The following is a 12026-nucleotide window of genomic DNA, read 5'->3' as shown; positions in this document are numbered from 1 at the left end:
AAGCTGCATTTATTTTTTGCTTTTTCGCTGCTGATATGCAGCAGAGTGAAGGTCGTCGAACTGAAGGTTTGCCATATTGATGGCGAGCTTCAGGTATTTAAGATTATTAGGAGATACGCCTTTCAGCGTCAGGTTAATGTCTTGCCATTGACCTGGTAATAATTTCAGCGAGGAGTTCATTGAGGTGCTGAAAAGTAATTGCTGCCATTTTGCTAAGTCTTTAGCATCGGCAGGTTTTTCGTTGCCCCAGGTGGCATGAAAACCAATATTGGATACGGGAACGCTTAATAAGTTGACCAGTGAAATACGAATAACGCTGCCATTTTCTACGGCGTCAATAGACAGTATGCGTCCTGCTAGACCGACTGAGCCGTTATTTAAAATGAAGTATTGTGTTTGTGTCGGGTTAAATTCAGTGAAGACAAACTCATTCTGCTTGTCCTTGACTGATTTCACGACGCCAGCAAGCGTTTTGGTACTGTTTATGATGCTATTTTGTTGTTTTTCAAAAAGTTCAATTTTGCTTTTATATTGTTCTTGCTGTTTTTTTAGCGCGTCTATTTGACTTTGTTGCAATGCTTGCTGCCTGGTGAACTCGTCGATTGAGTTTACTTTTTCAATATAGTCACACCCCGTTAATGCACAGAGTGACGATATCGTTAACACATTTAATAGTGCTTTTTTTATGCTCATGGGATGAATTCCTTTTCATAATCCTGATGCGTTGAAAACTACGGTATAATTATTTTTTGTGTGAATGATTTAATATTTTATATTCACAATAAAAATGGATGAGAGAGTTTTTAATTAATGGGCATTGAGAGTGTGTTATTAAATGTCAAATTGTTTTAGTTTGTCGATGATAATGAGTAAATCGCGCGAATTTTAATGATCGGTGTCAATCAATGTCAAATATTTAATGGAGTAAAAGCGAGGAAGGTAAGAAGTTAATATTTGTATGGTGGATGTTTTGATAAAATAAATGTGATGATGGTTGGAAAATATAAATAATTAAGCATTAATACACGAATAATCATATTTAATATTTATATATAGTGCTTTTATTACGCAGAATATTTTCAGAATTTAGCCTGTGACAATGAGGCAAGCGAGCGGGCAACATTGAACATGCGATGTTAAGAATGTTAACGATATTCGGTATCTGAAACCAGCTCCTGCATGTGTCAGCAGGAGCGAGTAAAAATAGAGGAAGCGGTGATTACATTGATTAGAAGGGAACTTAAAACGCAGTCTTTGAGAACCCGGTCATCTCTTCCAGGCCCATTTCACGGCCCAGCGCGGTCATTGGGTGTACAACCACCAGTCCGCGAACGCTCTTCTTCAGTTTGCCCATATCAGCTTGCTCTTTTTTGGTAATCGCACGCTGGAATGGCATCTTCATCAGCTTTTGCGCTTCTTTACTGAGTTTCTGGCTATGAACTTCGCGCAGACGCGCAATTTCAGCTTCCAGCGTGACTTTCTCTTTTTCCAGCTCGGCATATTTGTCTGCGGCTTCAACCAGTGACAGATCGGCTTGCTGATGGCGGATGGCGTCCAGGCGATCGCTGAGACGTTTGATTTCGTTTTTTTCGACTTCTTTCATTTGATGGCTTCTGATAAAGATAAATTTATAGTCCCTAGTATGCGCGACGGGGTGCTTTGTTCACAACTGATGGTGTTGTAATAGTTCTTCCTTGCAACAATTTACATACTCAAAAACCATGTAACATTTTGATTTGTAATAAAATTAAAAGAAAAAGATAACCAGTGAGGATGAACATAGAGGATTAAGCACGTTTTCCTTAATCCCTTCTTTACTGGGATCCTAAACTAAAATTGGCGGCCGCGCATTCCCGGCGCGGGGTAATACGGAGATATTATCATGGGCAAATTAGGTGAAAACGTTCCGCATCTGATCGACAAAGCCGTAGATTTTATGGCATCAAGCCAGGCGTTCCGGGAGTATCTGAAAAAGCTTCCTCCCCGCGACGCTATTCCGTCCGGTATACCTGAGGAAAGCGTGCCGTTATATCTGCAACGTCTGGAGTATTATCGTCGGCTTTATCGGCCGAAGCAGGTTGAGAAGCAGTAATCGCTTACTTTTGAAAGGCTTTTTTTAAGCTGATTTTGGAAATCAGCTCTGTCAGTGAAAGGACCATTGTTGAACGCACAGCTTGTTGGTAACGCTGAATTTGCATCGCATACAAACTGGAATCCGTTGGTTCAAATTGTGGTGGCGGTGGGATCGCCGCCACGCAGTGCAGCTCGCCAAATGGCCCAATAATTTCATCATCGGTAAAGGCGTACTCGTTACCGTCGTGATTCAGCTCTTCACGCAGCGCCATCAAGAGTTCCGCATCTTCATATTCGTTGCGGCTAATCACGCCAAGCCCATAAATCAGCTTTAAGCGCACGGAAAGGTCGCCCAGCGGACCATCGCCGTCGAGTAACGGTTCTACAGCATACTTCACCGCGTAATCGTCTTTGCGGAATACCTGAAGCACCAGAAGATTCACCGCCTCGGTCAGGAGATCAACGGCGGTGATCAAAAAGCTTCGCACGGTTTTGCCAGCATTCAGACGCTCAAGCACACGGTTTTCAAAGGCCTGGGTTTGTTCCATTGTTGCCTGCATATCTGACAATCTGTTGTTCAGGCGCAGGGTTTTCTGCGCCTGGTCTACCATTATTTTGCGTTATAAGCCGTGACTGCTTCGGCGACTACCTCGCTGTTAGCATCAAGCCCGGAAATTTGCGCCAGCGCTTCCTGCGGGCCTTTCTCGGTAATCAGTGCCGCCAGTTCCTGCGCCTGCGGATCATCTTCACTACGGAAATGCATCGCGGCGGCGATACCTTCAATCAGGTTTTTGTGCGGCAAACCGTACTCCAGCGTACCCAACAGCGGTTTTACCAAACGATCGCCAGCGCTCAGTTTACGCAGCGGCTGACGCCCTACACGCTCCACATCATCCTTCAGATACGGATTTTCAAAACGACCGAGGATTTTCTGGATGTATGCTGCATGTTTGTCAGCATCAAAGCCATAGCGCTTGATCAGTACAGCGCCGCTTTCTTCCATCGCACCTTTTACCACTGCACGGATTTTCTCGTCGAGAATTGCATCACGAATGGTCTGATGGCCCGCCAGTTTTCCGAGGTACGCGGTTATAGCATGACCTGTGTTCAGGGTGAAGAGTTTACGCTCGACAAATGCCATCAGGTTGTCTGTTAATTCCATACCTGGGATGTTCGGCAGTGTGCCTTTGAACTGGGTTTTATCGACAATCCATTCGCTGAAGGTTTCTACAGTGACTTCCAGCGGATCGTTAGTTGCAGAAGCGGAAGGCGGTACGATGCGGTCAACGGCGGAATCGACAAAGCCAACATGCTCTTCTACCCACGCTTTGGCATCTTCCGGCAGGGCGTTCATCACATGGCCTTTCAGTTGCGTGGTTCCGCGTACCATGTTTTCACAGGCGATGATGTTCAGCGGGGATTCATTACCTTGTTCTTTACGTTTCACCAGCCCTTTAGCGATGGCAGGAGCTATACGTTCCAGCACGACCGGGCCAACGGCGGTAGTGACTAAATCAACCTGAGCAATCAGATCAACGACATCATCACCAATGCTGCTGACGGCATTTACACCGGAAACGGTATCCACCTGCTCGGTTTCGCCGACCACATGAACCTGATAGCTATGACGGGCATTCAGGGCATCAAGCACCACCTGATTTACATCGGCAAACGTCAGTTGGATACCCGCGTCCGCCAGCAGTTTACCGATAAAGCCACGACCGATATTACCTGCGCCAAAATGTAATGCTTTCATAGTATTAACCTTCATCAATGTTTTTACCCGAGAGGGCTGGGGTGAGGCATTTCCCTCACCCAAACCCTCTCCGTGAGGAGAGGGGCAGCGCCGGATGCGGCGTAAACGCCTTATCCGGCCTACAAGAACGTGCAAATTCAACAAACTGCGCTTTGTTTTGTAGGCCTGATAAGCGAAGCGCATCAGGCAATCAGCCCCACCTTCTCCATGTGGAGAGGGTGGGATTGGATTACTTACGACCTGCCAGCAGTTCCAGCACTTCATCCACGCTGGTAGTGTGTGCCAGACGCTCGATGACGGACTCATCATCCAGGGCGTTGGTCAGGCTGGTGATAACCTGAATGTGCTCGTTGTTACGGGCTGCAATACCAATCACCAGACGGGCAATGTCATCTTCTTCTTCACCGAAGCGCACGCCTTCCGGGTACTGGCAGAACACCACGCCCGTTTTCAGCACGCGATCTTTCGCTTCAACCGTACCGTGCGGCACGGCGATAGACTCACCCAGGTAAGTCGGGGTCAGTTTTTCACGGTCCAGCATCGCCTGTACGTATTCCGGCTCAACATAACCGCCTTTCACCAGCTGCTCGCCAGCAAAACGAATCGCTTCTTCTTTGGTGGCCGCTTTGCGACCGAGGAAGATGTTTTCCGCGCCGAGCTTGAACAGGTTGGCATTAGAATCGTCAAAGCTGTCTTTCAGGCTGTCTTTTACTTTCACTTCGTTTTCAGTATGACGCTGGGCAGCAACCAGACGTTCAGTCAGGCTGGTGTACAGGCCGCTATCGAGGAAGTTAGTCAGCGAAATATGTTGTGCCTGCGGAACCTGGCGCATAGCGCGTTCGGTCAGATCACGGTGAGTGATGACCAGGTCCACATCCGGCGGTAGGTTGTTGATCGCGCTGTTGGTAACTGAAATCTGCGACAGACCCGCATCCTGAATTTTCTTACGCAGCACACCTGCGCCCATCGCACTGGAACCCATACCGGCGTCACAGGCAACGATGATTTTACGTACGTGGCTCAGGTCGTTAGTCACATCGCCAGCAGACAGCGGAGACGTGCCTTTAGACTCAGCTTTCATTTCCTGAACGCGACGTGCTGCAGCTTCAATATCATCTTCTTCTTTTACTTTGCTGGTTTTCAGCAAAATAGCAGAGACAACGAAGGACACTGCCATCGCCGCACACACACCTGCGATGTTAGCGAAATAAGCACCTTTTGGCGTCATCGCCAGTACCGCGAGGATAGAACCCGGAGATGCCGGAGAAACCAAACCACCGCCCAGAATAGTCAGCGTGAACACGCCAGTCATACCGCCGAGGATAACGGCCAGAATCAGACGCGGATTCATCAACACATACGGGAAGTAAATTTCGTGGATACCACCCAGGAAGTGGATGATTGCCGCACCGCCCGCAGACTGTTTAGCGCTACCACGACCAAAGAACATGTACGCCAGCAGAACACCCATACCCGGACCCGGGTTAGCTTCAATCAGGAAGAAGATGGATTTACCCAGTTCATGGGACTGCTGAATACCCAGCGGCGAGAAGATACCGTGGTTAATGGCGTTGTTGAGGAACAGGATTTTCGCTGGCTCAACAAAGATGGACGCCAGCGGCAGCATGTCATGGACAACCATGAAGTTAACGCCCGCAGCCAGCATTTTGGACAGGGCTTCAACCAGCGGACCAATCCCCATGAATGCCAGAATAGCGAGGATCATCCCCATGATACCGGCAGAGAAGTTGTTCACCAGCATCTCAAAACCGGATTTGATTTTACCGTCTACCCAGCGGTCGAAATGCTTAATGCACCAGCCACCCAGCGGACCTGCAATCATAGAACCGAGGAACATCGGCATATCTGCGCCGACGATAACGCCCATGGTGGTGATGGCACCGACTACGCCGCCACGTTCGCCGCCTACCAGCTTACCACCGGTATAACCGATCAGTAGCGGCAGGAGGTAGGTGATCATCGGCCCGACCAGCTTCGCCAGCGTTTCGTTCGGTAACCACCCTGTTGGAATAAATAACGCGGTGATGATACCCCACGCGATAAACGCGCCGATATTCGGCATCACCATGTTGCTGAGGAAACGACCAAAGCTTTGCACTTTGATCTTAATATCGGATGACATAAAAACACCCCTTCTTATGTTTGCTGTCGCGCAGGCTGGAAGCCCGAGGTTTTTTGTTAATGTGGCGGCAGAGGTAGCCGGACCTTGTAGATACTGCGAAATCTGGCACTGAATCGGTTAACTGTCCAGTTGGTGGCCTTTTGTGTGATGCTAGTCACATAAATATAGGGGGTAGAGAGGTAATTGACGTGATGTTCATCACAAAACGCTTGTGTAAAAAAGCAACAAGACGGCGATTTTCGCTAAAAATGGCATTTAAATGTGAGTAACGTCACATTTTTATTTTGACGGTTTGTTGAATCTTTGTGATCTAAATCACAAGATATTTTCTCACGGCGTTCACCTGATGTGATCTACAGCATGTTATGCCTTAGTCATAAAATCGTTATGTAACTAAGCAACTCATCGCTTCTTAAAATTATTCTTCGGTGTGATGGCGAGAATCGCAAACCCGGATTATTGTCAAATAATCAGCCCGACGCGTATCTGGCTGCCAGCCCATAACAACTCTGATAAGCGTGAATTCGAGGCAGCTATGTTTCTAAACTATTTCGCGTTGGGAGTGCTGATCTTCGTCTTTCTGGTGATTTTTTATGGAATCATCGCGATACATGACATCCCCTATCTGATTGCCAAAAAGCGCAACCATCCTCATGCCGATGCCATTCATACCGCAGGGTGGGTCAGCTTGTTTACGCTCCACATTATCTGGCCGTTCCTGTGGATCTGGGCCACGCTTTACCAACCGGAACGCGGCTGGGGGATGCAGTCGCATATTACGCCGCAAGAGAGGGCACCTGACCCGGACATCGCTGCGCTTTCTGACCGTATCTCCCGGCTGGAACATCAACTCGCCGCCGAGAACAAACCTGACTACTCCACGTTTCCGGAGATCTAATCATGGATCTGTTGATTGTCTTAACTTACGTGGCGCTGGCGTGGGCAGTATTTAAAATCTTCCGCATTCCGGTGAATCAGTGGACGCTGGCGACGGCGGCGCTCGGCGGTGTGTTTTTGGTGAGTGGTTTGATTTTATTGATGAATTATAACCATCCCTACACTTTTACGGCGCAAAAGGCGGTGATAGCTATCCCTATCACGCCACAGGTGACGGGGATCGTGACTGAAGTCACCGATAAAAATAATCAGCTTATTCAGAAGGGCGAGGTGCTTTTTAAGCTCGACCCGGTACGTTACCAGGCGCGAGTAGACAGACTTCAGGCTGATCTGATGACGGCGACGCATAACATCAAAACGCTGCGGGCGCAGCTCACTGAAGCGCAGGCTAACACCACTCAGGTTTCAGCGGAGCGCGATCGGCTGTTTAAAAATTATCAACGCTACCTGAAAGGCAGCCAGGCGGCGGTGAATCCGTTCTCGGAACGTGACATCGACGATGCGCGGCAGAATTTTCTCGCGCAGGATGCGTTAGTGAAAGGCTCGGTGGCGGAGCAGGCGCAGATCCAGAGCCAGCTCGACAGCATGGTCAACGGTGAGCAATCGCAGATTGTGAGCTTAAGAGCGCAACTTACTGAAGCAAAATATAACCTTGAGCAGACCGTCATTCGCGCGCCAAGCAATGGCTACGTTACTCAGGTACTGATCCGCCCAGGTACATACGCAGCTGCCTTGCCGCTGCGTCCGGTTATGGTTTTCATCCCTGAGCAAAAACGGCAAATTGTCGCCCAATTTCGGCAAAACTCGCTGTTACGTCTGAAACCCGGCGATGATGCGGAAGTGGTGTTTAACGCGCTGCCTGGGCAGGTGTTCCACGGCAAACTGACCAGTATTTTACCTGTCGTGCCTGGCGGCTCGTATCAGGCGCAGGGGGTACTGCAATCATTAACGGTCGTGCCCGGCACGGACGGTGTGCTGGGAACCATTGAACTGGACCCTAACGATGATATCGATGCCTTACCCGACGGCATCTACGCCCAGGTGGCGGTTTACTCCGACCATTTCAGCCATGTTTCGGTGATGCGGAAGGTACTGCTAAGAATGACCAGTTGGATGCATTATCTTTATTTGGATCATTGAGACTTATATCACCTGTGTTTTGCGTGAGCCTGGGCCATACTGATATTTTTCCTCGCACAAAGGACTCGGCATGAAACTCGTCGGTAGCTACACCAGCCCGTTTGTACGCAAACTTTCTATTCTGTTGTTAGAAAAGGGCATAACTTTCGAATTTATTAATGAACTGCCCTATAGCGCGGACAATGGCGTGGCGCAATTTAACCCGTTAGGGAAAGTGCCGGTGCTGGTGACCGAAGAGGGCGAATGCTGGTTTGATTCGCCGATCATCGCCGAATATATTGAATTAATGAATGTCGCTCCGGCGATGTTGCCGCGCGATCCGCTGGAGTCGTTGCGAGTGCGCAAAATTGAGGCGCTGGCCGACGGCATTATGGATGCCGGGCTGGTGTCGGTGCGTGAACAGGCGCGTCCGGCGGCGCAGCAGTCTGAAGATGAATTGTTACGCCAGCGGGAGAAAATCAACCGTAGCCTGGATGTGCTGGAAGGATATCTGGTCGATGGCACGCTCAAAACTGATACAGTCAATCTGGCGACTATCGCCATTGCCTGTGCCGTCGGGTATCTCAATTTCCGCCGCGTTGCGCCGGGCTGGTGTGTGGACCGCCCACACTTAGTCAAACTGGTCGAGAATCTCTTTAGCCGCGAAAGCTTCGCTCGCACCGAACCGCCAAAGGCTTGATGCGCGATATGTCCTCCTGACCCATCTCACGTTACAATCCGTGGTTATGTTAAACGCCCTTCTCCGTGCGAGAGGGCCTTGATGAGCCTGGTTTCCTATGACAACCGAAACGCGTTCCCTCTATAGTCAGCTTCCAGCTATCGATCGCTTATTGCGTGATAGCTCTTTCCTTTCTTTGCGTGATACTTATGGCCATACCCGTGTCGTGGAGTTGCTGCGTCAGATGCTTGACGAAGCGCGGGAAATGATTCGCGACAGCCAGTCGCTGCCTGCATGGTGTGAAAACTGGGCGCAAGAGGTTGATGCTCGTCTGGCGAAAGAGGCGCAGAGCGCGCTGCGTCCGGTGATCAACCTGACGGGAACCGTGCTGCATACGAACCTTGGGCGGGCATTGCAGGCGGAAGCGGCGGTTGAGGCTGTTACGCAAGTTATGCGTTTGCCGGTGACGCTGGAATATGATCTGGATGACGCCGGACGCGGGCATCGCGATCGTGCGCTGGCGCAGTTGTTATGTCGCATCACCGGCGCAGAAGATGCCTGTATCGTCAATAACAATGCGGCGGCGGTGCTGCTGATGTTGGCAGCTACTGCCAGTGGTAAAGAAGTGGTGGTTTCTCGCGGCGAACTGGTGGAGATTGGCGGCGCGTTTCGTATTCCCGATGTCATGCGCCAGGCGGGCTGCACCCTACACGAAGTGGGGACCACCAACCGCACACACGCGAATGATTATCGTCAGGCAGTGAATGAAAATACCGCGCTGCTGATGAAGGTGCATACCAGTAATTACAGCATTCAAGGCTTCACCAAAGCGATAGACGAAGCTGAACTGGTGGCGCTCGGCAAAGAACTGGATGTTCCCGTGGTGACTGATTTAGGTAGTGGTTCGCTGGTGGATCTCAGTCAGTATGGTTTGCCAAAAGAGCCTATGCCGCAGGAGTTGATTGCGGCGGGCGTCAGCCTGGTGAGCTTCTCCGGCGACAAGTTGTTAGGCGGGCCGCAGGCAGGGATTATCGTTGGTAAAAAAGAGATGATCGCGCGTTTGCAGAGTCACCCGCTGAAACGTGCATTACGTGCAGATAAAATGACACTCGCGGCGCTGGAAGCCACGTTGCGTCTTTATTTACACCCTGAAGTACTGAGTGAAAAATTACCGACCCTGCGTCTGCTTACCCGCAGCGCAGAGGTCATTCAAATCCAGGCGCAACGGTTGCAGGCACCCCTTGCCGCTCACTATGGCGCGGAGTTTGCGGTACAGGTTATGCCATGCCTTTCGCAGATTGGCAGTGGTTCGCTGCCGGTGGATCGTCTGCCGAGCGCGGCATTGACGTTTACGCCTCATGACGGACGCGGTAGCCACCTTGAGTCATTAGCTGCTCGCTGGCGTGAATTGCCGATTCCGGTGATTGGGCGCATTTACGACGGGCGTCTGTGGCTGGACCTACGCTGCCTTGAAGATGAGCAACGGTTTTTGGAGATGTTGTTGAAATGATTATTGCGACTGCCGGACACGTTGACCACGGCAAAACGACGTTATTACAGGCGATTACGGGCGTAAATGCCGACCGTCTGCCGGAAGAAAAGAAGCGTGGGATGACCATCGATCTCGGCTATGCCTACTGGCCGCAGCCAGATGGACGCGTGCCTGGTTTTATCGACGTTCCCGGTCATGAAAAGTTTCTTTCCAACATGCTGGCGGGCGTTGGTGGTATCGATCACGCACTGCTGGTGGTGGCGTGCGATGACGGCGTGTTGGCACAGACCCGTGAGCATCTGGCGATTTTGCAGCTTACCGGTAACCCGATGCTGACAGTGGCATTGACTAAAGCCGATCGCGTGGACGAAGCGCGTGTTGATGAGGTTGAACGCCAGGTAAAGGAGGTGCTGCGGGAATACGGTTTTGCTGAGGCAAAACTGTTTATCACCGCAGCGACCGAAGGACGGGGAATTGATGCCCTGCGCGAACATCTGCTTCAGTTGCCGGAACGCGAACACGCCAGCCAACATAGTTTCCGCCTCGCGATCGACCGCGCATTTACCGTAAAAGGTGCCGGGTTGGTGGTCACCGGTACGGCGTTAAGCGGGGAAGTGAAGGTAGGCGATTCACTATGGCTGACAGGTGTAAATAAACCGATGCGCGTGCGTGCGCTGCATGCGCAAAACCAGCCAACTGAAACCGCCCATGCCGGGCAGCGTATCGCGCTTAACATCGCTGGTGATGCGGAAAAAGAACAGATTAACCGTGGCGACTGGCTGCTTGCCGATGTGCCGCCAGAGCCGTTCACACGAGTGATTGTCGAGTTACAAACCCATACGCCGCTGACCCAGTGGCAGCCGCTGCATATTCACCACGCCGCCAGCCACGTTACGGGGCGCGTTTCGCTGCTGGAAGATAACCTTGCCGAGCTGGTGTTCGACACGCCGCTGTGGCTGGCGGATAACGATCGCCTGGTGCTGCGCGATATCTCTGCCCGTAACACGTTGGCGGGGGCGCGGGTGGTGATGCTTAACCCGCCGCGTCGCGGTAAACGTAAGCCGGAATATCTGCAATGGCTGGCGTCACTGGCACGCACACAAAGCGATGCCGACGCACTGACCGTTCATCTGGAGCGCGGTGCGGTTAACCTTGCCGATTTCGCCTGGGCGCGTCAGCTCAATGGTGAAGGGATGCGCGAATTACTGCAACAGCCGGGCTATATTCAGGCTGGTTACAGTTTGTTGAACGCTCCAGTTGCCGCCCGCTGGCAACGTAAAATTCTCGACACATTAGCAACTTATCATGAGCAACATCGCGATGAACCAGGTCCAGGACGCGAGCGTCTGCGGCGCATGGCGTTGCCGATGGAAGATGAAGCACTGGTGCTGTTGCTGATTGAAAAGATGCGCGAAAGCGGCGACATTCACAGCCATCATGGTTGGCTGCATCTGCCGGATCACAAAGCGGGATTTAGCGAAGAGCAGCAAGCAATCTGGCAAAAAGTGGAACCGCTGTTTGGCAACGAGCCGTGGTGGGTGCGTGACCTGGCAAAAGAGACGGGAACTGACGAACAGGCAATGCGCCTGACACTACGGCAGGCGGCGCAGCAGGGGATAATTACGGCGATCGTTAAAGATCGTTATTACCGTAACGATCGGATTGTCGAGTTTGCCAACATGATCCGCGATCTCGATCAGGAGTGTGGCTCGACCTGTGCGGCAGATTTCCGCGATCGCTTAGGTGTTGGTCGAAAACTGGCAATTCAAATTCTGGAATATTTTGACCGCATTGGTTTTACGCGTCGTCGGGGAAATGATCATTTATTGCGTGACGCATTATTATTTCCGCATAAATAAGATAATGA

11 protein-coding genes are annotated in these 12026 nt (G+C 50.9%); 6 read left to right on the top strand and 5 right to left on the bottom strand.

Annotated elements, in window-relative coordinates:
* Positions 1-9 precede the first annotated feature (9 nt).
* Both FEK66_RS00675 and FEK66_RS00670 read right to left on the bottom strand, forming a co-directional pair.
* Positions 10-693 carry a DUF3251 domain-containing protein gene (locus tag FEK66_RS00675; RefSeq protein ID WP_130206676.1) on the bottom strand — a complete coding sequence of 228 codons (684 nt, stop codon included), beginning with the start codon at positions 691-693 and terminating at the stop codon, positions 10-12.
* Positions 694-1240: 547 nt separating this feature from the next.
* On the bottom strand, positions 1241-1603 hold the full coding sequence (locus FEK66_RS00670) for a YibL family ribosome-associated protein (RefSeq protein ID WP_135493198.1): 363 nt from the start codon (positions 1601-1603) through the stop codon (positions 1241-1243).
* A 279-nt stretch (positions 1604-1882) separates the two neighbouring features.
* On the opposite strand from FEK66_RS00670, the gene yibT reads away from it, so the two are divergent.
* Entirely contained in the window at positions 1883-2092 is a 210-nt protein-coding gene (yibT, locus tag FEK66_RS00665) for a protein YibT (RefSeq protein ID WP_135410572.1), read from the top strand.
* A 4-nt stretch (positions 2093-2096) separates the two neighbouring features.
* Here the strand turns inward: yibT and mtlR are convergent, their stop codons facing one another.
* The 3 genes from mtlR to mtlA form a co-directional block, all read right to left on the bottom strand.
* Positions 2097-2684: a mannitol operon repressor MtlR gene (gene mtlR / locus FEK66_RS00660; RefSeq protein WP_130206672.1), complete on the bottom strand. Its 588-nt coding sequence runs from the start codon at positions 2682-2684 to the stop codon at positions 2097-2099.
* On the bottom strand, positions 2684-3829 hold the full coding sequence (gene mtlD / locus FEK66_RS00655; RefSeq protein ID WP_130206670.1) for a mannitol-1-phosphate 5-dehydrogenase: 1146 nt from the start codon (positions 3827-3829) through the stop codon (positions 2684-2686). The genes mtlR and mtlD overlap by 1 nt, the downstream gene beginning before the upstream one ends.
* 229 nt (positions 3830-4058) lie before the next feature.
* Positions 4059-5972 carry a PTS mannitol transporter subunit IICBA gene (gene mtlA, locus FEK66_RS00650; protein ID WP_135495404.1) on the bottom strand — a complete coding sequence of 638 codons (1914 nt, stop codon included), beginning with the start codon at positions 5970-5972 and terminating at the stop codon, positions 4059-4061.
* Positions 5973-6507: 535 nt separating this feature from the next.
* Between mtlA and FEK66_RS00645 the strand changes: the two genes are divergently transcribed.
* The 5 genes from FEK66_RS00645 to selB all read left to right on the top strand — a co-directional run bounded on the left by FEK66_RS00645 (position 6508) and on the right by selB (position 12018).
* Positions 6508-6870 (top strand): DUF3302 domain-containing protein, encoded by a 363-nt coding sequence (locus FEK66_RS00645; protein WP_135495403.1) that lies wholly within the window; start codon positions 6508-6510, stop codon positions 6868-6870.
* Between the two features lie 2 nt (positions 6871-6872).
* Complete coding sequence (locus FEK66_RS00640) at positions 6873-8009, top strand: HlyD family secretion protein (RefSeq protein WP_000364939.1); 1137 nt, start codon at positions 6873-6875, stop codon at positions 8007-8009.
* A gap of 70 nt (positions 8010-8079) precedes the next feature.
* Positions 8080-8688, top strand: a complete 609-nt coding sequence (locus tag FEK66_RS00635) for a glutathione S-transferase (protein ID WP_130206664.1) — start codon at positions 8080-8082, stop codon at positions 8686-8688.
* Between the two features lie 97 nt (positions 8689-8785).
* A complete protein-coding gene (gene selA / locus FEK66_RS00630; protein WP_131161556.1) occupies positions 8786-10177 on the top strand; it encodes an L-seryl-tRNA(Sec) selenium transferase in 1392 nt (463 codons plus the stop codon).
* Positions 10174-12018, top strand: coding sequence for a selenocysteine-specific translation elongation factor (gene selB / locus FEK66_RS00625; RefSeq protein ID WP_135495402.1), 1845 nt, complete (start codon positions 10174-10176; stop codon positions 12016-12018). Before selA ends, selB begins: the two co-directional genes overlap by 4 nt.
* Positions 12019-12026: the final 8 nt, after the last annotated feature.

It is taken from the genome of Escherichia sp. E1130 (genome assembly GCF_005781065.1).
GTDB lineage: Bacteria > Pseudomonadota > Gammaproteobacteria > Enterobacterales > Enterobacteriaceae > Escherichia.
This window is presented reverse-complemented; position numbering and strand designations above follow the sequence as displayed.

What these genes read in the sequence shown, in the direction of transcription:
- FEK66_RS00675 (WP_130206676.1), bottom strand. Translation starts at nt 693, where the DNA reads ATGAGCATAAAAAAAGCACTATTAAATGTGTTAACGATATCGTCACTC.
- FEK66_RS00670 (WP_135493198.1), bottom strand. Translation starts at nt 1,603, where the DNA reads ATGAAAGAAGTCGAAAAAAACGAAATCAAACGTCTCAGCGATCGCCTG.
- yibT (WP_135410572.1), top strand. Translation starts at nt 1,883, where the DNA reads ATGGGCAAATTAGGTGAAAACGTTCCGCATCTGATCGACAAAGCCGTA.
- mtlR (WP_130206672.1), bottom strand. Translation starts at nt 2,684, where the DNA reads ATGGTAGACCAGGCGCAGAAAACCCTGCGCCTGAACAACAGATTGTCA.
- mtlD (WP_130206670.1), bottom strand. Translation starts at nt 3,829, where the DNA reads ATGAAAGCATTACATTTTGGCGCAGGTAATATCGGTCGTGGCTTTATC.
- mtlA (WP_135495404.1), bottom strand. Translation starts at nt 5,972, where the DNA reads ATGTCATCCGATATTAAGATCAAAGTGCAAAGCTTTGGTCGTTTCCTC.
- FEK66_RS00645 (WP_135495403.1), top strand. Translation starts at nt 6,508, where the DNA reads ATGTTTCTAAACTATTTCGCGTTGGGAGTGCTGATCTTCGTCTTTCTG.
- FEK66_RS00640 (WP_000364939.1), top strand. Translation starts at nt 6,873, where the DNA reads ATGGATCTGTTGATTGTCTTAACTTACGTGGCGCTGGCGTGGGCAGTA.
- FEK66_RS00635 (WP_130206664.1), top strand. Translation starts at nt 8,080, where the DNA reads ATGAAACTCGTCGGTAGCTACACCAGCCCGTTTGTACGCAAACTTTCT.
- selA (WP_131161556.1), top strand. Translation starts at nt 8,786, where the DNA reads ATGACAACCGAAACGCGTTCCCTCTATAGTCAGCTTCCAGCTATCGAT.
- selB (WP_135495402.1), top strand. Translation starts at nt 10,174, where the DNA reads ATGATTATTGCGACTGCCGGACACGTTGACCACGGCAAAACGACGTTA.